Origin of the sequence: Janthinobacterium sp. (genome assembly GCF_009923995.1) — a bacterium.
GTDB lineage: Bacteria > Pseudomonadota > Gammaproteobacteria > Burkholderiales > Burkholderiaceae_D > Janthinobacterium.
The window spans coordinates 61,211-79,949 of the sequence record NZ_RFSK01000005.1; the positions used below are offsets into that span (position 1 = coordinate 61,211).

Below are 18,739 nucleotides of genomic sequence, written 5' to 3' on the forward strand. Positions count from 1 at the left end.
ATTAACGTGGAAAGTGAGGAGGCGGAACGGCGCGCCATTCCGGCGGAATCCCGGGCAGCACGAAGCGGCTGCAATCGTGGCCCGGCGGCGTGGACCGCTTGAGCAGGTGGTAATGCGTGGCGATGCGCTGCACGATGCGGTCGATGTCGGGCAGGTATTGCGGATTCGATTTCAGGTCGCCGCTGGCCAGGGTGTAGCCGGAAAAGTCGACGTACAGGCCCCACTCCGTGATCTGCTGCGGCAAGCCATCGGGATGGCGCGTCATGATGATGGGAATGATCAGATGGCTGGGCAATTCATACCAGGCGCGGCGCTCCTGCTCGATCAGTTGCATGGCAGCAAATTCCCGCCGCGTGTAACCGTGCGCTTCGTATTTCGGCGTGTACAGCACGATCATGCACACGCTCTGGCACATGGCGCGCGCCACGCGCAGGTCGATGTCGTCGCCGCCGCCCAGCTGCTCGCTGTCGATGAACAGGACTTCCTCGCGGTCCAGGTGCGGCTCCAGATAGCAGGCCAGGGCCTCGATGAGGTCATTCTTGAACTTGTTCATGAACGCATATTGGCCGTGTGCATAGCTCAAGAAACAGCCGTAGCGGATATCCATGGCATCCCCCTGTTCCCCGTGCGGCCTGCCACCGCCGCGCCTTGCTCCCACAAGGCATGAGGTCACTGTAAACCGCTGGGCAACGGCCTGTTTGCGCTGGCGCAAAGATGTGTCTGGCGTCCAGGACATTCCCGCTCACGCCAGAATATGGCGCAATCGTGCCGCAAGCTGGCATGGCCGGCGCGCAGGCAGCGCACGGCGCCCGCGCGCCATGCCATTGATTGCAAAGGGGAAATGCCCGGCACGCCAGCGCCGGGCGGGAAGCTTACTGCGCCCGGGCGGGCAGGTTGCGGAAGAATTCCACCACTTCGGCGGTGTCGCGCGTACGCTTGAACGGCGGCAGGCTTTGCCAGATGCGCTTGCCATATGGCTTGGAAATGAGGCGGGGATCGCAGATCATCAGCACGCCGCGGTCGCCCTCGTCACGGATCAGGCGGCCCGCGCCCTGCTTCAGGTTGATGATGGCTTCCGGCAGCGAGTGGTGCATGAAACCGTTCTTGCCCTGCTTTTCCATCACTTCGATGCGCGCCGCCAGCACCGGGTCGTCGGGCGGCGCGAACGGCAGCTTGTCGATGATGACCAGCGACAAGGCATCGCCGCGCACGTCGACGCCTTCCCAGAAGCTCTGGCTGCCGATCAGCACGCCATTGCCGGCCGCGCGGAACTGGTCCAGCAATTCCGTGCGGCCGCGGTCGCCCTGCACGAACAGGGGGAAGTCCAGCCCCCGCTTTTTAAATTCGTCGGCAAGGCGCTCGGCGGCCCGCTTGACGGCGCGCAAGGTGGTGCACAGGAAGAAGGTGCGCCCGCCCGCCGCCTCGATGATGGGCAAGGCGCAGTCGATGACGGCATCCGTGTAGCCCAGCGAATTGGGCTGCGGCAAGTTCTGCGGCACGAACAGCAAGCCCTGCTGCCCATAGTCGAACGGGCTCGGCCACGTATGCGACGGTTCGCCCGTCAAGCCCATCTGTTCCGAAAAATGCTTGAAATCGTTCTTCACGGCCAGGGTCGCCGACGTGAAGATCCAGCTGCGCGGCGTGCCTTCGCGCTGGTTGTTGAAGATGGGCGCGATCGACAATGGCGTTTTATGCAATTGCAGGGAACTGGAAAACGCTTCCACCCAGAACACGGCCTCTTCACCGGCCGCCACCTTGGCTTTCGGGTCGAACTTCCAGCCGCTCAGCTGCTGCGCCAGCTCGACGCCGCGCACGCGGCACTGTTCCAGCGTTTCCGCCCGTTCCGCCTGGGTTTCCAGCACGGCCACCATGCCATCGAGTTCGTCCTTGAGGGTGTCGAGCGCGGGGAAGAAATCGCTGGACGGGGCGATCTGCGGCAGGGACAGGCGCACGATATCCTGCGGGAACGTCAAGCGCAGGTCGCGCGCCGCCTTTTCCACCACCGTGACGGTCTTGGCCCAGTCGATGCCGCGCGCGTGCGCCAGGCCTTCGGCCAGCACGTCGCGGCACAGTTCCAGGATCTGCGACGTCGACACGGTATTGCCAAAGAACAAAGTGGCCGTGTCGGGCAGCTGGTGCGCTTCGTCGAAGATGATGGTGTTAGCCGAGGGCAGCAATTCGGCCACGCCCGTGTCCTTCAGGGCCACGTCGGCGAAGAACAGGTGGTGGTTGACCACCACCACGTCGGCCTGCTGGGCTTCCTTGCGGGCCTTCATGACGAAGCAGTCCTGGTAATACTGGCATTCGGCGCCCATGCAGGTGTCGCGCGTGGACGTCACCAGATTCCAGATCATGGCATTTTCCGGCACCTTGGCCAGTTCCGCCTTGTCGCCGGAGCTGGTCATCTTGATGAAACGCGAGATCTCACGGAGGTGGCCCACGTCGTCGCGCGACGTCATGCGCCCGTTCTGCAAGGTGCGTTCCAGGTGGTAATGGCAGACGTAGTTCGAGCGGCCCTTGAGCAGGGCCACGGAGACGGGCGCCTGCAGCGCGGCGCGCACGGTGGGGATGTCGCGCAGAAACAGCTGATCCTGCAAGTTCTTCGTGCCGGTGGAGACGATGGTCTTGCCGCCCCACATCAGGGCCGGCACCAGGTAGGCAAAGGTCTTGCCCGTGCCCGTGCCCGCCTCGGCGATCAGGGTGGTCTGGCTGTCGATGGCGCTGGCGATGGCTTTTGCCATCTCGGTCTGCGAACGGCGCGGCTTGTAGCTGCCCACGGCGGGACCGAGCGGGCCGCCGGCGCCAAACAGGCGTTCGATGTCGGCATCGTGCTTGCCAGGCGCAGCCTGCGGTTCGGCCGCGGCCTCGGGTGGCTGGCCGTCCTGGCTGGCTGGCATTAAATTGTGATCGGTCAAAATATACTTAAAGTGAAGGCAGGGCTGGACGCTACTGGCGTCCTTCAGGCTGGAACGTCGGGCACGAGTTGCATTTTCAGCAATGTAATGTGATCCTTCAGCTGCAGTTTGCGCTTTTTCAGGCGGCGCAATTGCAGTTCGTCATGGTGGCCATCGAGTATCAGCAACTCGATGACGGCGTCGAGGTCACGGTGTTCCACGTTCAGTTCAATCAGGCGCCGCTCTATATGCTGTGCATCGCTCATGTGTTGCATTCCAGGCAGTGTTGTTCAACAGGCGCGCGCAGCATGCGCAGGCAGCCATCTGCGCCGGGATCACCGGCGAGTGCATAGTTTAACCTGCCGCGCGGCTTAGGGCACGCCATTTCCGGCCTGCCCGCGCGGCGCGGCTCAATTTGCGGGTGGTACGGCCGGGGCTGGCGTGCTGGCCGCTGCCGCCGCGGCCTTGGCGGCCTTGGCATCCGCGTCGGCCTGGCGCTCGGCCAGGCGCTTCGCCACGCGCTTCTGGCGCTCCACGGCCTCGGCCTGCTTGCGCGCAAAGGCCGCTTCGCGGGCCGCCCGGCGCGGCGCCTCGGCCGCGTCGTCGGCGGCCTGTTTTTTCATTTTTGCCGCATACTCGGCCTCGCGCTCGGCCACGCTCTTGCCTTGCGGCTTGGGCGCTACCGGTTCCGGCGCCACCACCTTCACGGGCTTGGGCGTGGCGGCGGCGCGCTGTTCCGCGTCCAGGCGGGCCGTTTCCTGCGTCCTGGCCAGGTCCAGATCGCGCAGGCGCACGGATTCGGCACGCTTGAAATGATTCGCTTCCGCTTCGATGGCGCGCAGGCGCACCAGGGTCAGGCGGCGCTTTTCCTTGGCCTTGTCGAGGCAGTTATTCACGAAAAACTTGCTGTAGCACTCCTGCTCGCGCGCGGCATACTCGTTTTCCGCCGCCTCGCGTTCGCCGGCCGCCTGTTTCAGCTTGGCGTCCGCTTCCTCGACGGAAAGCGTGGCAGGCACTTGCGGCGCGCCCACTTCATCCAGTGCGACGCTGCCCTGGTGGGCACAGGCGGCCAGGGCCAAGGCCAGGCCCGCGCCCGCTGCCAGCTTCCATAATGTTTTTGCCATGATCTTCATTCTTCCTGCCTCAAACGATCGCGTCGGCCGCGCCGCGCTGTTCTTTTTCCATGTATTCGCGCGATTGCATCTCGATGATACGCGAAACGGTACGGTGAAACTCGTTGGCCAGCATGCCGTTCGTGTACAACTGCTCGGGCGGCACTTCGGCCGACATGATCAGCTTGACCTTCTGGTCATAGAAGACGTCGATCAGCCACGTGAAGCGGCGTGCCTCGGACGACTGCGCCGCCGACATGGCCGGTATCCCGGACAATATCACTGTATGGAAGCGGCTGGCGATTTCCAGGTAATCATTTTGCGAGCGGGGGCCGCCGCACAGGGTGGCGAAGTCGAACCAGATGATGCCGCCGGCGCGGCGCAGGCAGTGGATTTCGCGGCTCTCGATGCGGATGCGCGCATCTTCGTCGGCCGTCTCGGCGATGCGCGCGTAGGCGTCGCGCAGGGCCTTGTCGGTGGCCGCGCCCAGCGGCGTGTAGTAGCTTTCCACCTGCTCCAGCGCCCGGCCGCGGTAGTCCACGCCCGCGTCGACGTTCATCACGTCGAGCTTTTCCTTCAACAGCGCGATGGTCGGCAGCATGCGGTCGCGGTGCAGGCCGTCCGGGTACAGCAGGTCGGGGTCGTAATTCGAAGTCATGATGAAGGACACGCCGTTGTCGAACAGGGCCGACAGCAGGTTGTACAGGATCATCGCGTCGGCGATGTCCGAGACGTGGAATTCATCGAAACAGATGAGGCGGTATTTCTTGGCGATGCGCTTGGCCACTTCGTCGAGCGGGTCGGCCACGCCCTTCAATTCATCGAGCTGCTGGTGCACGCCGCGCATGAATTCATGGAAGTGCAGGCGCGTCTTGCGCACCACGGGCACCACCGAATAGAAGCTATCCATCAGGAACGACTTGCCGCGCCCCACCCCGCCCCACATGTACACGCCCTTCGGCACGGCGGGACGGTTGATCAGGCGCTTGAAGGTGCTCGAGCGCGCGCCCTTGTAGGCCACCCACTCGTCATAGCACAGCTGCAGGCGGTCGACCGCGCGCCGCTGGGCGGCATCGGCCTTGAAATCACGCTTCTGCAACGCGTGCTGGTAAAACTCTTCAACGTTCATGGGATTCGATTCAACAGGGATTCTTGACATAGCGCAAACGGGCCGGCAAGGCAGAAACTGCTTTGCCGGCCCGCTGCGAGGTACTGTAGCGCTTAGAAGTTCAGCGTACGCTTGTCTACCGCCAGTGCCGCTTCCTTGGTCGCTTCGGACAGGGATGGGTGAGCGTGGCAGATGCGCGCGATGTCTTCGGCCGACGCCTTGAATTCCATCGCCACGACGGCTTCGGAAATCAGTTCGGACGCCATCGGGCCGACGATGTGCACGCCGAGGATTTCATCGGTGGTCGCATCGGCCAGGAATTTCACCATGCCCGAGGTGTCGCCCAGCGCGCGCGCACGGCCGTTGGCCATGAACGGGAAGGTGCCGGCCTTGTAGGCGATGCCTTCGGCCTTCAGGGTTTGCTCGGTCTTGCCGACCCACGCGATTTCCGGCGAGGTGTAGATGACCCAAGGGATGGTGTTGAAGTTGGTGTGACCGTGCTGGCCGGCGATACGCTCGGCCACGGCAACGCCTTCTTCTTCCGCCTTGTGCGCCAGCATCGGGCCGCGCACGACGTCGCCCACTGCCCACACGTTCGGCAGGTTGGTCTTGCAGTCGCCGTCGACGGCGATGAAGCCGCGTTCGTCCAGCTGCAGGCCGACCTTGTCGGCGCCCAGGCCATTCGTGTTCGGCGTGCGGCCGATCGAGATGATCAGCTTGTCGAACACGGCTTTTTGCGCTTCGCCCTTGGCGTCCACGAATTCCACGGTGACGTCTTTCTTGCCTGGCGTGATCGCGCCGATCTTGCAGCCGAGGTTGATCTTCAAGCCTTGCTTGGTGAACAACTTCGACGCTTCCTTGGCGATCTGCTCGTCCACGGCGCCCAGGAAGACCGGCAGGCCTTCCAGCACGGTGACGTCGGCACCCAGGCGGCGCCAGACGCTGCCCATTTCCAGGCCGATCACGCCGGCACCGATGACGCCCAGCTTGGCTGGAACGGCGTCGATGGCCAGTGCGCCCGTGTTCGACAGGATCAGTTTCTCGTCGAATGGTGCGCCCGGCAGTTCGCGCGCGTTCGAACCCGTGGCGATGACCACGTGCTTGGCGCTCAGGGTTTCGTTGGCTTCGCCCGTCACGCTGATTTCATACGCGCCGGCGGCGGCAGCAGCGAAAGCGGCACGGCCGTGGAAGAAGGCGATCTTGTTCTTCTTGAACAGATACAGGATGCCGTCGTTGTTTTGCTTGACGACGGTGTCCTTGCGCTTGAGCATCTGGCCCAGGTTCAGCTTCAGGCCGGCGACGTCGATGCCGTGCTCGGCAAAGCTGTGGCCCGCGTGTTCGAAATGCTCGGACGATTGCAGCAGCGCTTTCGACGGGATGCAGCCCACGTTGGTGCAGGTACCGCCAGGCGCGGCGCCGCCCTTGGCGTTCGACCACTCGTCGACGCAAGCGACGGAAAAGCCCAGCTGCGCTGCGCGGATGGCGGCGATGTAGCCGCCAGGGCCCGCACCGATGACAACTACGTCAAATTGTTTAGTACTCATGTTTTGTTATTCCAATCTCTTCGTCTGGTACGAAAATCCACAATAGAAGGTAAATCGCCACGCCGAAGCCGAAGGTCAATGTAAACAGGACGAACACCAGGCGCCAGATCCACGACTCCATGCCGGAAGCCTGCCCCAGGCCGCCGCATACGCCGCCAAGCCAGCGGTCGTTGCGCGAACGGCGCAGGCGGTTGAATTCCTGCACCAGGTCGTTCGAAGGCGCGGAGCCGGAGGGGCTGTCCGCCTTGTCCAGGTTGATATTGCTCAAGAGCTTGGCTTTCGCTTGCGCGAATTCCGCCTCGCTCAGGGCGCCCGCCAGGTGCAGCTCGTGCAGACGCTTGATTTCTTCAGAGACGTTCATGGGAATCCTCTTTCATTGAGATCAGCCAGCTGCGTCTTCTGGCAGGGGTAGCAACTACATTGCCCCGGCGGCTACGCCGGGGGACTACGGTGCTTACAGGTCCAGCAGCAGGCGTGCAGGATCTTCCAGCGCTTCTTTCATCGCCACCAGGCCCAGGACGGCTTCGCGGCCGTCGATGATGCGGTGGTCGTAGGACATGGCCAGGTAGTTCATCGGACGCACCACGATCTGGCCGTTTTCGACGACGGCGCGGTCCTTGGTCGCATGCACGCCCAGGATGGCCGATTGTGGCGGGTTGATGATCGGGGTCGACAGCATGGAACCGAAGGTGCCGCCGTTCGAGATCGAGAAGGTACCGCCCGTCAGGTCGTCCAGGGTCAGCTTGCCTTCCTTGGCTTTCGCGCCGAATTCACCGATTTTTTTCTCGATGTCGGCGATCGACAGCTGGTCCGCGTTGCGGATGATAGGCACGACCAGGCCGCGCGGCGAACCGACGGCGATGCCGATGTCGAAGTAGCCGTGGTAGACGATGTCGTTGCCGTCAACGGAAGCGTTGATGATCGGGAACTTTTTCAGGGCGGCGACGGCGGCCTTGACGAAGAAGGACATGAAGCCCAGCTTGACGCCGTGCTCTTTCTCGAACTTGTCCTTGTACTTGTTGCGCAGGTCGATGACCGGCTGCATGTTCACTTCATTGAACGTGGTCAGGATGGCGTTCGTCGATTGCGACTGCAGCAGGCGCTCGGCGATACGTGCGCGCAGGCGGCTCATCGGCACGCGCTCTTCCGGACGGTCGCCCAGGTTGGCGGCGGCAGGTGCGGCCACTTGCTGCAGTGCTGGCTTGGCAGCGGCTGGCGCCAGTGGCGCAACGGCAGGCTTGGCGGAAGCGGCCAGGGCGTCGCCCTTGGTCACGCGGCCATCCTTGCCCGAACCGGCGACGTCGCCAGCGGACAGGCCTTTTTCGGACAGGATCTTGGCGGCGGCAGGCATGGCCACGTCACCCTTGGTGGCAGCGGCAGGTGCCGATGCGGTGGCGGCGTCCTGGGCAGCGGCAGCCAGGGCTGGCGCGGCAACGGCCGACACTTCCATCGGGCTGACCTTGGCCGAACCGTCGGTGTCGATGATGGCGATGACTTCGCCGGCAACGACGGTGGCGCCGTTATCCTTGATGATCTGGATGATCACGCCAGCGGCCGGCGCAGGCAGTTCCAGGACCACTTTGTCGGTTTCGATATCGATCATGTTTTCGTCGCGCGCGACTGGTTCGCCGACTTTCTTGTGCCACGCCAGCAGGGTTGCTTCAGCAACCGATTCCGACAACTGGGGAACTTTGACTTCGATTTGTGCCATGTAAAACTCCGTTTATTTTGTTATTGCGGCGCCGCCCCTGCGTAGCAAGAGCGGCGCTCCGTCATCATCTAGTTGATCAGGCGCAATGCACATCGCACGGCGCCCGTTATCCTTACTTACTTGGTAAGGATAAAGCCCTTCAGCTTCGAGAACGCTGTTTCCAGCAGGTCTTTTTGCTGGGCGTAGTGCTTGTCATAGTAACCGACAGCAGGCGACGCCGAAGCAGGACGGCCGGCGTAGGCCAGACGCTGACCCGATTCCAGGCCTTCGAAGATGTTGTGCTGGATCTGGAACCAAGCGCCCTGGTTTTGCGGCTCGTCCTGTGCCCAGACGACTTCGACCAGGTTCGGGAACTTCTTCAGTTCAGCAGCAAACGACTTGTGCGGGAACGGATACAGCTGTTCCAGGCGCACGATGGCCGTGTCGGTCTGGCCGCGGGTCTTGCGTGCGTTGACCAGGTCGTAGTAGACCTTGCCCGAGCAGGCGATGACGCGCTTGACTTTCTTGGCATCGATTTTCTCGTCGACTTCGCCGATGACGGTCTGGAAACCGCCCTTGGCCAGCTCGGTCAGCGGCGAACCGGCGTCCTTGTTGCGCAGCAGCGACTTCGGCGTCAGGATGACCAGCGGCTTGCGGAACTGGCGCACCATCTGGCGGCGCAGCAGGTGGAAGATCTGCGAAGCCGTCGTCGGCTGCACCACTTGCATGTTGTTGTCTGCGCACAGCTGCAGGAAGCGTTCCGGACGCGCGGACGAGTGCTCGGGACCCTGGCCTTCGTAACCGTGCGGCAGCATCATGACCAGGCCCGAAGCGCGGCCCCACTTCACTTCGCCGGAGCTGATGAACTGGTCGATCACCACTTGCGCGCCGTTGGCGAAGTCGCCGAACTGGGCTTCCCAGATCGTCAGGGTGTTCGGTTCAGCGGTCGAGTAGCCGTATTCGAAGGCCAGTACGGCTTCTTCGGACAGCACCGAGTCGATGACGGTGAACGGTGCCTGGTTGTCCGACACGTTTTGCAGCGGAATGTAGGTACCGGCATCCCAGCGCTCGCGGTTCTGGTCATGCAGCACGGCGTGGCGGTGCACGAAGGTGCCGCGGCCCGCATCCTGGCCCGTCAGACGGATGGCGTAGCCGGACGATACCAGCGAAGCGTAGGCCAGGTGTTCGCCCATGCCCCAGTCCAGGTTCATTTCGCCGCGGCCCATGGTGGCGCGGTCGCCCAGGACCTTCTCGACCAGCGAGTGGACCTTGAACTCTTCCGGCACGGTGGTGATGCGCGCGGCCAGGCGTTTCAGTTCCGTCATCGGCACGGCCGTGTCGGCCGAGTCGGTCCATTTCTTGTTCAGGAACGGCAGCCAGTCGACGGCATACTTGTTCTTGAAGTTCGAGATGACCGGATCGACGGTGTGCTTGCCGGCGTCCATGGCGTCGCGGAAGGCGGCTACCATCTTGTCGCCGCCATCGGCAGGGATCACGCCTTGCGCCACCAGCTTGTCCGCGTACAGCTTGCGGGTGCCCGGATGCTGGCCGATGCGCTTGTACATCAGCGGCTGCGTCAGTGCCGGCGTATCCTGCTCGTTGTGACCCAGCTTGCGGTAGCAGATGATGTCGAGGACGATGTCCTTCTTGAATTCCATGCGGTAGTCGAGCGCGATCTGCGTCGCCAGTACCACGGCTTCCGGATCATCGGCGTTGATGTGCAGGACCGGTGCTTCGATCATCTTGACGACGTCCGAGCAGTACAGGGTCGAGCGCGAGTCGCGCGGGTCCGAGGTGGTGAAACCGATCTGGTTGTTGATCACGATATGCACCGTGCCGCCCGTGCCGTAGCCGCGGGTCTGCGCCAGATTCAGCGTTTCCATGACCACGCCCTGGCCGGCGAAAGCGGCATCGCCGTGCACCAGGATAGGCAGCACTTGCGCTCCGTGCACGTCGCCGCGGCGGTCCATGCGGGCCTTGACGGAACCTTCGACCACAGGGTTGACGATTTCCAGGTGCGACGGGTTGAACGCCAGCGACAGGTGGACCGGGCCGCCTGCGGTGGAGATGTCCGACGAGAAGCCTTGATGGTACTTCACGTCGCCGGCCGGCAGGTCGTCGCCATGCTTGCCTTCGAATTCTTCGAACAGTTCCTGTGGCGCCTTGCCCAGGGTGTTCACCAGCACGTTCAGACGGCCGCGGTGGGCCATGCCGATGACGATTTCCTGCACGCCTTTTTCGCCGGCGCGCTGGATGGTTTCATCCATCGAGGCGATGAAGGTTTCGCCGCCTTCCAGGGAGAAGCGCTTCTGGCCCACGTAACGGGTGTGCAGATAGCGTTCCAGGCCTTCAGCCGCGGTCAGGCGGTCGAGGATGTGGATTTTTTTCTCTGGGGTGAAATTCGGGGTGGAGCGGATCGATTCCAGTTTCTCCTGCAGCCAGCGCTTTTCGGCCGGGTCGGAGATGTACATGAATTCGGCACCGATCGAGCGCGTGTAGGTGTCGCGCAGGTAGTTCAGCAGATCGCGCAGGGTGGCGGTCTCGGGGCCAAAATAGGTGTTGCTGATGTTGAACACGGTGTCCATGTCCGCATCGGTGAAGCCGTAGAAGCTCGGCTCCAGTTCCGGGATCATCGGACGTTCCTGGCGCTGCAGCGGGTCCAGGTTGGCCCAGTGCGTGCCCAGGTAGCGGTAAGCGGCGATCAGCTGGGTAGCGGCGACGCGCTTGCGGCCCATTTCGGCATCGAAGGAAGCGGTGACTGTGCGGATCGGGCCTGCTTTTGCGCGCTCGGCGAACGAGGCGACGACGGAGGCATGCGCCACGTCAGGCTTGTTGGTGCCATCGACGGCAGGCACGTGCTGCATCGCGTCGAAGTAGGAACGCCAGTTATCGGGTACCGAGCCTGGGTTGTTCAGATATGCCTCGTACAGGTCTTCCACGTACGGAGCATTCCCACCAAACAGGTAGGAGTTGGTCGTTAATTGCTGCATATATTGCTCACCTTTCTTCGCGTTTCGCGAGGAATTAGCGGGTTAATCTAACCTTCCGCGACACGGCCTGACCGGTTAGCGGATTGCACATCAAGTTGTGGGGAAGGGCTTTTTTATTGCACCAGCATTCTGCATACCGTCATTTAGAATAGCACGCGGTATTGTAACGCAACAACCGCTAGTTGAATTTTATTTGGCAAGCAAATGTAAGCTGTGTTGTTGATTTTCCCGGGCCGGGAGGGCCGTACTGTTGCGCTTACGCGATTCCGCCCTCGGCCCCGGCGCGGCGCTGGCGCGCAAGTGGTCTGCCTGACAACTGCGGGGCGGCGATGGCCGCCAGCCATTTCGGATCGCGGGCAAACCACTCCACCAGAAAGTCCAGCATGGTGCGCAGCAAGGGCGACATGTGCTGGCGCGACGTATAGATGCCGTAGATGCCCATGTCCTGCGGCGCGTAGGCGGGCAGCAGTTCCACCAGCTGCCCGCTGGCGATCAGCGGCGCGGCCGAATAGCGGGGCTGCATGGCGATGCCCGCCCCCGCCGCCGTCGCCACCAGCAGCACCAGCGACTCATTCGCCGACAGGCGCCCGCTGACGGGCACAGTGAGCACTTCCCCCTGGTGCGTGAACTGCCACAGGCTCTTGCCAAAATACGTATAAGTGAGGCAATTGTGCAGGGCCAGGTCTTCCACCCGGCGCGGCGTACCGTGCGCCGCCAGGTACGATGGTGCGGCGCACACCACCGAGGCGCAGCTGGCCAGCTGGCGCGCGATCAGGTTCGGTTCGAGCGCGTTCGTGATGCGGATCGCCAGGTCGATACGCTGCTCCACCAGGTTGACGGCGCGGTTTTCCATCTGCAGGTCGACGGCGGCGCGGGGATAACGCTGCAGGTAAGCGGTCACTGCGCCTGCCAGCGCCGTCTGCGCCAGCGATTGCGAGCACGTAATGCGCAACAATCCCTGCGGCGTGTCGGCCCCTTCCGGTGCCGCCACGGCCATGGCGTCCGCCACCTCCAGCATCTGCCGGCAGCGCGCCAGGGTGGCGTCGCCCGCATCCGTCAGGCTCAAACGGCGCGTGGTGCGATGCAGCAGGCGCGCCCCCGCCCACTGCTCCATCTCGGCCAGGTAGCGTGTCACCATGGCACGCGACATGTCGAGCGCCTCGCTGGCGGCGACCATGCTGCCGCGCTCGGCGATAGCGACAAACACTTGTGCGGCGGTGATGCGGTCCATGCGGCCCTCCCTTGATTCATCCGATTCATGCAACTAAGTATTGCAATCTACCCTATTTCCCCCGCCTGGTCGAAAGGATACTATGCGGAAAAGTATCTAATAACGAAAGAATAATATGCTTGCTTGCGCCGCCCGCCCTTTCCGCACGCTGGAAACCTTTCATCTGGATGTGCTGGGCCGCGCGCCGTCGACTTCTCTGCTGCTGAGCGGCGTAGCCGATGCCATCCTCGTCAATGCCCAGTTCCTGCGCGACGATGCGGCGCAGTTAGCGCACACCATCGCCGCCAGCGGCAAGCGCCTGACCACCATCTATATCAGCACGGCCGAACCGCAAGCGTATTTTGGCCTGGGCGTGCTGCAGCACGCCTTTCCGCAAGCCCGCATCCTCGCCAGCGGCGCCACGGTCGAGGCGATCCGCCGCCAGGCGGGCGCCAGGGTCGCCCACTGGGGCGGCATCCTCAAGCACAATGCGCCGCGCTGCATCGTCCTGCCCCAGCCTTATGATGACGCCAGCGTGCCGCTGGAAGGCCGGCACGTCGATCTGCGCCAGCTGGAAGCGGCGCTCCAGTAGGACACGCCTGATTTACAGGGCCGACAGGAAACGCTCATAGTCTTGCGCGCTGCGCGCCAGCCGCTCGGCATAGCCCACCTCCTTCGGCCCGTCTTCCGCGCCATAGAAGGCAAAGAAGCGGCGATTGTCGGCACCGATGTACGCCAGGGTGACATCGAACGGCGCCAGCAGCTGCGCCAGGGTGACGTGCCACTTGCCTTCCGGCGTGAAATCCTCCTGGCGGATGCCCGCCGTGACCGCCAGCGCCACCTTGCGGCCCTTGAAGGCGTCGCCGCCCGAGCCGTAGGCCCAGCCGTACGCCAGCACGTCATCGAGCCACTTCTTCAGCAAGGGCGGACAGTTGAACCAGTACACGGGGAACTGCAAGACCACATTGGCGTGCGCTTCCACCAGCGCCTGTTCGCGCGCCACATCGATGTTTCCGTCGGGATAAGCCGCATGCACATTGTGGATGGTGTAGCGGTCGGGATACTGCGCCAGCTCCTGCAGCCAGCGCTTGTTGGCCACCGAGGTGGCGAGGGAGGGATGGAAGACGATAACGAGGGTTTTCATGAGGCTGCTTTCCTGAATATGGGATGGGCGCACCGGGCCCGCATTCGCAGGAAAGCAGGCAAGCCGGTACCCTGCCCCCAGGCGCGCGCTCGCGCCTCCAGAGGCAGAAACAGCATAGCCACAGTGAGTACTTTTCACAAGTACGCACATTTACTACCCATACAGTAAGAAAAGTAAGCAACCTAAAACCAAGAAACCCCTGGCATGCATTCGCGCATGCGGATCAGCCTGGCTGGTGCCGCTCGCCCCATTCGCACAGGGTGTTGAGCACGGGAATCAGCGATGCACCCTTGCTGGAGAGGAAATACTCCACCTTGGGCGGCACCTGCGGGTATTCCTTGCGCACGATCAAGGCATCGGCTTCCAGCTCCTTCAGCACGACGCTGAGGGTCTTGAAGGCGATGCCGCCGAGATGGCGCTTGAGCTCGTTATGCCGCAGCACGGTGTTTCCCGCCAGCGCATACAGGATCAGCATCTTGTATTTGCCGCCGATCAGCGACAGGGTATAGCCGAACCCCGTATCGCCCAGGGCCACGCCGCTGGGCGCGCATGTTTCTTCGTTCATCACGTTCTGCTTCTTGGTTGACCGGGCCCCGAGCATACCAGCCCGGCCGCCTGGCCTGTAACCGGTGATGCCGGCACGCATAAAAAAAGCGAGCCCGCAGGCTCGCTTTCGTGCGCCGGGCCCGCAGGCCCGGCAGGAACACTACGCGCTAACTTAAGCGCGCTTGTCCAGAGGCAGCACTTCGCGGGTCGTCGAACCGACGAACAGCTGACGTGGACGGCCGATTTTTTGCTCTGGATCGGCGATCATTTCGTTCCACTGGGCGATCCAGCCGATGGTGCGGGCCATGGCGAAGATACCGGTGAACAGCGACACGGGGATGCCCAGCGCCGATTGCACGATGCCCGAGTAGAAGTCGACGTTCGGGTACAGTTTGCGCGAGACGAAGTATTCGTCGTTCAGTGCAATCTTTTCCAGTTCCATCGCCAGCTTGAACAATGGGTCGTCTTGCAGGCCCAGTTCGTTCAGCACTTCGTAGCAGGTTTCACGCATCAGCTTGGCGCGCGGGTCGAAGTTCTTGTACACGCGGTGGCCAAAGCCCATCAGCTTGACGCCGGAGTTCTTGTCCTTGACTTGCTCGATGAAGGCAGGGATGTTCTCGACGGTGCCGATTTCCTTCAGCATGTTCAGTGCCGCTTCGTTGGCGCCGCCGTGGGCAGGGCCCCACAGGCAGGCGATGCCGGCAGCGATACAGGCGAACGGGTTGGCGCCCGACGAACCGGCCAGGCGGACGGTCGATGTCGAAGCGTTTTGCTCGTGGTCTGCGTGCAGGATCAGGATGCGGTCCAGGGCGCGCACCAGCACGTCGTTGACCTTGTAGTCTTCGCACGGGTTGGCGAACATCATGTGCATGAAGTTGGCGCTGTACGACAGGTCGTTGCGCGGGTACGTGAACGGCTGGCCGATCGAGTACTTGTAGGTCATGGCGACCAGGGTCGGCATCTTGGCGATCAGGCGGATGGCCGACACTTCGCGGTGACGCGGGTCGTTGATGTCCAGCGAATCATGGTAGAACGACGCCAGCGCGCCGACGGTGCCGACCAGGATCGACATCGGATGCGCGTCGCGGCGGAAGCCACGGAAGAAGAATTGCATCTGCTCGTGCACCATCGTGTGCTTGGTCACGGTGTCGACGAACTTGGCTTTCTGCGCCGCGTTCGGCAGTTCGCCGTTCAGCAGCAGGTAGCACGATTCCATGAAGTCGGCGTTGACGGCCAACTGTTCGATCGGGTAACCGCGGTACAGCAGTTCGCCCTTGTCGCCATCGATGTAGGTGATCGACGAATTGCACGAGGCGGTCGACATAAAGCCTGGGTCGTAGGTGAACTTGCCGCTACCGGCGTACAGTTTGCGGATGTCGATGACGTCCGGGCCAACCGTGCCTTTGTAGATTGGAAATTCAAGCGATGGGCTGCCATCGGAGAACGACAGGGTAGCTTTTGTGTCAGAGATATTCATGGGCTCTTCCTTCTCGGGAGTGAGTCGAAATTAAAATCAAAAATTCTGGCTGCAATTCGCACCGCAATTCGGCAGTGCTACAGCGCGCCACTCGCACCGCTTGCAATATATCGCCCAGGCGTCTAGGCAATGCGCAGTCGTTGCAGCAGTGCGCGCACATGCGGCAGATCGACTTCGCCTTCCGGCTCTTTACGGGCCAGTACCAGATCCATTAACGCATTGTCCGACAAATCCAGCAAACGCGTCAGCGCGTCAACTTCTTCATCGGTCAATTCGGTTTCATACGCATCGAGAAAACGGGTCAGGATAATGTCGTTTTCCAGCAGGCCACGGCGTGAACGCCAGCGCAGGCGGGCGCGGTTGGCCGGGTCGGCCTGATGCGAGGACAAAATTGATTCTGTCATTTGGTTTACCACTTTACGTGTGCCTTGCGGCACGGTGCTGCTTTGCAGGCGCCGCCCGGCAGAAAGGGAGCATACTCCCTTCCCGGAAACGGCGCCCGGCGGACGCGATTTGACGGATCAGATCGCGCGGCGGACCATCAATTCCTTGATCTTGCCAATCGCCTTGTTCGGGTTCAACCCTTTCGGGCAGACGTCGACACAGTTCATGATCGAGTGGCAGCGGAACAGACGGTACGGATCTTCCAGGTTGTCCAGACGCGCGCCCGTGGCTTCGTCGCGCGAATCGGCGATGAAGCGGTAGGCTTGCAGCAGGCCGGCAGGACCGACGAATTTGTCCGGATTCCACCAGAACGACGGGCACGACGTGGAGCAGCAGGCGCACAGGATGCACTCGTACAGGCCATCGAGCTCTTCGCGCTGTTCCGGCGACTGCAGGCGCTCTTTTTCAGGCGGGATCGAGTCGTTGATCAGGAACGGCTTGATCGAATCGTACTGCTTGAAGAATTGCGTCATGTCGACGATCAGGTCGCGGATGACCGGCAGGCCTGGCAGGGGGCGCAGCACGATAGGCTCGCTCAGCTCGTTCAGGTTGGTGGTGCAGGCCAGACCGTTCTTGCCGTTGATGTTCATCGCGTCCGAACCGCACACGCCTTCGCGGCACGAGCGGCGCAGGGCCAGCGAGTCATCGACGTCCGCCTTGATGCGCTGCAGTGCGTCGAGCAGCATCTTGTCGGTATCTTTCAGTTCGACCGTCAGGTCTTGCATGTACGGCTTGGCATCCTGGTCGGGATCGTAGCGGTAGATTTTAAATTTGAGAGTGCGTGCCATGGTATAGCCTTAGAAAGTACGTGGTTTCGGTTTGAAGGTATCTACCGTCAGCGGCTTGGTCACGACTGGCTTGTATTCCAGTCGGTTGCCTTCCGAATACCACAGCGTGTGCTTCATCCAGTTGTCGTCGTCGCGTTGCGGGTGGTCGTCCTGGGCGTGGGCGCCGCGCGATTCCTTGCGGGCTGCTGCCGAGACGATGGTCGCTTTCGCCGTTTCGATCAGGTTGTCCAGTTCCAGCGCTTCCACGCGGGCCGTGTTGAAGACCATCGACTTGTCCTTGAACGAGACGTGCTTGCGGCGCTCGTCCAGCTTCATGATTTCCTCGACGCCCTTGTTCAGCATTTCGTCCGTACGGAACACGCCGCAGTACTTCTGCATCGTGGCACGGATGTCGTTCGCCACGCCTTGCACGGTTTCCGTGCCGGTCGAGTTTTCCAGGCGCTGCAGGCGGCCCATGGCGAAATCGGCGGCGTCGGCTGGCAAAGGCTTGTTTTCCTTGGCTTTCAGGCCGCTGTTGACGATGTGGTTGCCGGCCGCGCGGCCGAAGACCACCAGGTCCAGCAGCGAGTTCGTGCCCAGGCGGTTGGCGCCGTGCACGGAGACGCAGGCGCATTCGCCGATGGCGTACAGGCCGTTGACGACTTTCGCCGAATTATCCGGACCGGTCGGGGTGACGACCTGGCCGTGGATGTTCGTCGGGATACCGCCCATCTGGTAGTGAATCGTCGGCACGACAGGAATCGGTTCCTTGGTGGCGTCGACGTTGGCGAACTTGTGGCCGATTTCCAGGATCGAGGGCAGGCGCTTGGCGATGGTGTCGGCGCCGATATGGCGCAGGTCCAGCATCACGTGGTCCTTGTTCGGACCGCAGCCGCGGCCTTCCTTGATTTCCTGGTCCATCGAACGCGACACGAAGTCGCGCGGCGCCAGATCCTTCAGGGTCGGCGCATAGCGCTCCATGAAGCGTTCGCCTTCGCTATTGATCAGGATGCCGCCTTCGCCGCGCACGCCTTCAGTGATCAATACGCCCGCGCCGGCCACGCCGGTCGGGTGGAACTGCCAGAATTCCATGTCCTGCAGCGGCAGGCCGGCGCGTGCCGCCATGCCCATGCCGTCGCCGGTGTTGATGAAGGCATTCGTCGACGCGGCGAAGATGCGGCCTGCGCCGCCCGTTGCCATGACCGTCGTTTTTGCTTCCAGGATCATGCATTCGCCGGTTTCCATTTCCAGCGCGACAACACCGATCACGTCGCCGTCGGCGTCACGGATCAGGTCGAGTGCCATCCATTCGACGAAGAAATGCGTACGGGCGCGCACGTTGCGCTGGTACAGGGTGTGCAGCAGGGCGTGACCGGTACGGTCGGCGGCCGCGCAGGCGCGCTGCACGGGCTTTTCGCCGAAGTGGGCCGTGTGGCCGCCGAACGGACGCTGGTAGATGGTGCCGTCCGGGTTGCGGTCGAATGGCATGCCGAAGTGTTCCAGCTCGTAGACGACTTTCGGTGCTTCGCGGCACATGAATTCGATGGCATCCTGGTCGCCCAGATAGTCGCCACCCTTGACGGTGTCGAACATGTGCCAGAACCAGTTGTCTTCGGCCATGTTGCCGAGCGACGCGCCGATACCGCCCTGCGCCGCCACGGTGTGCGAGCGGGTCGGGAAAACTTTCGAGAGTACTGCGACGTTCAGGCCGGCTTCAGCCAGCTGCAAGGACGCGCGCATGCCGGAACCGCCGGCGCCAACGATTACCGCATCAAAGCGGCGGGTAGGGATTGCAGATTTATATGCTGCCACG

17 protein-coding genes are annotated in these 18,739 nt (G+C 62.6%); 1 reads left to right on the top strand and 16 read right to left on the bottom strand.

Features of this window, described 5'->3' with window-relative positions:
• Window position 1: 1 nt before the first annotated feature.
• The 10 genes from EBS11_RS04030 to EBS11_RS04075 all read right to left on the bottom strand — a co-directional run bounded on the left by EBS11_RS04030 (window position 2) and on the right by EBS11_RS04075 (window position 12,569).
• Entirely contained in the window at window positions 2-607 is a 606-nt protein-coding gene (locus EBS11_RS04030; protein WP_290600743.1) for a toll/interleukin-1 receptor domain-containing protein, read from the bottom strand.
• A 265-nt stretch (window positions 608-872) separates the two neighbouring features.
• Window positions 873-2,897, bottom strand: a complete 2,025-nt coding sequence (locus EBS11_RS04035; protein ID WP_290600744.1) for an ATP-dependent DNA helicase — start codon at window positions 2,895-2,897, stop codon at window positions 873-875.
• 62 nt (window positions 2,898-2,959) lie between these two features.
• Entirely contained in the window at window positions 2,960-3,160 is a 201-nt protein-coding gene (locus tag EBS11_RS04040) for a DUF465 domain-containing protein (RefSeq protein ID WP_010399897.1), read from the bottom strand.
• Window positions 3,161-3,304: 144 nt separating this feature from the next.
• A complete protein-coding gene (locus EBS11_RS04045) occupies window positions 3,305-4,018 on the bottom strand; it encodes a hypothetical protein (RefSeq protein ID WP_290600746.1) in 714 nt (237 codons plus the stop codon).
• Between the two features lie 19 nt (window positions 4,019-4,037).
• Entirely contained in the window at window positions 4,038-5,135 is a 1,098-nt protein-coding gene (gene zapE / locus EBS11_RS04050) for a cell division protein ZapE (RefSeq protein WP_290600747.1), read from the bottom strand.
• A 92-nt stretch (window positions 5,136-5,227) separates the two neighbouring features.
• Window positions 5,228-6,658 carry a dihydrolipoyl dehydrogenase gene (gene lpdA / locus EBS11_RS04055; protein WP_290600748.1) on the bottom strand — a complete coding sequence of 477 codons (1,431 nt, stop codon included), beginning with the start codon at window positions 6,656-6,658 and terminating at the stop codon, window positions 5,228-5,230.
• Complete coding sequence (locus EBS11_RS04060) at window positions 6,648-7,019, bottom strand: PspC domain-containing protein (RefSeq protein ID WP_290600750.1); 372 nt, start codon at window positions 7,017-7,019, stop codon at window positions 6,648-6,650. The genes lpdA and EBS11_RS04060 overlap by 11 nt, the downstream gene beginning before the upstream one ends.
• A 93-nt stretch (window positions 7,020-7,112) precedes the next feature.
• The gene (gene odhB / locus EBS11_RS04065) at window positions 7,113-8,369 is read right to left on the bottom strand and encodes a 2-oxoglutarate dehydrogenase complex dihydrolipoyllysine-residue succinyltransferase (RefSeq protein ID WP_290600751.1); all 1,257 of its coding nucleotides are present in this window, start codon (window positions 8,367-8,369) and stop codon (window positions 7,113-7,115) included.
• A gap of 116 nt (window positions 8,370-8,485) precedes the next feature.
• Complete coding sequence (locus tag EBS11_RS04070; protein ID WP_290600753.1) at window positions 8,486-11,338, bottom strand: 2-oxoglutarate dehydrogenase E1 component; 2,853 nt, start codon at window positions 11,336-11,338, stop codon at window positions 8,486-8,488.
• Window positions 11,339-11,594: 256 nt separating this feature from the next.
• Window positions 11,595-12,569, bottom strand: coding sequence for a LysR family transcriptional regulator (locus EBS11_RS04075; protein WP_290600754.1), 975 nt, complete (start codon window positions 12,567-12,569; stop codon window positions 11,595-11,597).
• Window positions 12,570-12,684: 115 nt separating this feature from the next.
• Here EBS11_RS04075 and EBS11_RS04080 point away from each other — a divergent pair, with 115 nt between their 5' ends.
• Window positions 12,685-13,140: a hypothetical protein gene (locus EBS11_RS04080; RefSeq protein ID WP_290600756.1), complete on the top strand. Its 456-nt coding sequence runs from the start codon at window positions 12,685-12,687 to the stop codon at window positions 13,138-13,140.
• Window positions 13,141-13,152: 12 nt separating this feature from the next.
• Here EBS11_RS04080 and EBS11_RS04085 read toward each other — a convergent pair whose 3' ends face one another.
• The 6 genes from EBS11_RS04085 to sdhA form a co-directional block, all read right to left on the bottom strand.
• Window positions 13,153-13,692: an NAD(P)H-dependent oxidoreductase gene (locus EBS11_RS04085; protein ID WP_290600758.1), complete on the bottom strand. Its 540-nt coding sequence runs from the start codon at window positions 13,690-13,692 to the stop codon at window positions 13,153-13,155.
• A gap of 223 nt (window positions 13,693-13,915) precedes the next feature.
• Window positions 13,916-14,257, bottom strand: a complete 342-nt coding sequence (locus EBS11_RS04090) for a helix-turn-helix domain-containing protein (protein ID WP_290600759.1) — start codon at window positions 14,255-14,257, stop codon at window positions 13,916-13,918.
• Window positions 14,258-14,410: 153 nt separating this feature from the next.
• On the bottom strand, window positions 14,411-15,715 hold the full coding sequence (gene gltA / locus EBS11_RS04095) for a citrate synthase (protein ID WP_092795232.1): 1,305 nt from the start codon (window positions 15,713-15,715) through the stop codon (window positions 14,411-14,413).
• Window positions 15,716-15,837: 122 nt separating this feature from the next.
• Window positions 15,838-16,119: a succinate dehydrogenase assembly factor 2 gene (locus tag EBS11_RS04100; protein ID WP_034752073.1), complete on the bottom strand. Its 282-nt coding sequence runs from the start codon at window positions 16,117-16,119 to the stop codon at window positions 15,838-15,840.
• Window positions 16,120-16,236: 117 nt separating this feature from the next.
• Window positions 16,237-16,947, bottom strand: coding sequence for a succinate dehydrogenase iron-sulfur subunit (locus tag EBS11_RS04105; RefSeq protein ID WP_034752075.1), 711 nt, complete (start codon window positions 16,945-16,947; stop codon window positions 16,237-16,239).
• 9 nt (window positions 16,948-16,956) lie between these two features.
• Window positions 16,957-18,738, bottom strand: a complete 1,782-nt coding sequence (gene sdhA / locus EBS11_RS04110) for a succinate dehydrogenase flavoprotein subunit (RefSeq protein ID WP_152281129.1) — start codon at window positions 18,736-18,738, stop codon at window positions 16,957-16,959.
• Window position 18,739: the final 1 nt, after the last annotated feature.

What these genes read in the sequence shown, in the direction of transcription:
- EBS11_RS04105 (WP_034752075.1), bottom strand. Translation starts at nt 16,947, where the DNA reads ATGGCACGCACTCTCAAATTTAAAATCTACCGCTACGATCCCGACCAG.
- EBS11_RS04040 (WP_010399897.1), bottom strand. Translation starts at nt 3,160, where the DNA reads ATGAGCGATGCACAGCATATAGAGCGGCGCCTGATTGAACTGAACGTG.
- zapE (WP_290600747.1), bottom strand. Translation starts at nt 5,135, where the DNA reads ATGAACGTTGAAGAGTTTTACCAGCACGCGTTGCAGAAGCGTGATTTC.
- lpdA (WP_290600748.1), bottom strand. Translation starts at nt 6,658, where the DNA reads ATGAGTACTAAACAATTTGACGTAGTTGTCATCGGTGCGGGCCCTGGC.
- odhB (WP_290600751.1), bottom strand. Translation starts at nt 8,369, where the DNA reads ATGGCACAAATCGAAGTCAAAGTTCCCCAGTTGTCGGAATCGGTTGCT.
- EBS11_RS04085 (WP_290600758.1), bottom strand. Translation starts at nt 13,692, where the DNA reads ATGAAAACCCTCGTTATCGTCTTCCATCCCTCCCTCGCCACCTCGGTG.
- EBS11_RS04075 (WP_290600754.1), bottom strand. Translation starts at nt 12,569, where the DNA reads ATGGACCGCATCACCGCCGCACAAGTGTTTGTCGCTATCGCCGAGCGC.
- EBS11_RS04045 (WP_290600746.1), bottom strand. Translation starts at nt 4,018, where the DNA reads ATGGCAAAAACATTATGGAAGCTGGCAGCGGGCGCGGGCCTGGCCTTG.
- EBS11_RS04035 (WP_290600744.1), bottom strand. Translation starts at nt 2,897, where the DNA reads ATGCCAGCCAGCCAGGACGGCCAGCCACCCGAGGCCGCGGCCGAACCG.
- gltA (WP_092795232.1), bottom strand. Translation starts at nt 15,715, where the DNA reads ATGAATATCTCTGACACAAAAGCTACCCTGTCGTTCTCCGATGGCAGC.
- EBS11_RS04070 (WP_290600753.1), bottom strand. Translation starts at nt 11,338, where the DNA reads ATGCAGCAATTAACGACCAACTCCTACCTGTTTGGTGGGAATGCTCCG.
- EBS11_RS04080 (WP_290600756.1), top strand. Translation starts at nt 12,685, where the DNA reads ATGCTTGCTTGCGCCGCCCGCCCTTTCCGCACGCTGGAAACCTTTCAT.
- EBS11_RS04060 (WP_290600750.1), bottom strand. Translation starts at nt 7,019, where the DNA reads ATGAACGTCTCTGAAGAAATCAAGCGTCTGCACGAGCTGCACCTGGCG.
- EBS11_RS04100 (WP_034752073.1), bottom strand. Translation starts at nt 16,119, where the DNA reads ATGACAGAATCAATTTTGTCCTCGCATCAGGCCGACCCGGCCAACCGC.
- EBS11_RS04090 (WP_290600759.1), bottom strand. Translation starts at nt 14,257, where the DNA reads ATGAACGAAGAAACATGCGCGCCCAGCGGCGTGGCCCTGGGCGATACG.
- EBS11_RS04030 (WP_290600743.1), bottom strand. Translation starts at nt 607, where the DNA reads ATGGATATCCGCTACGGCTGTTTCTTGAGCTATGCACACGGCCAATAT.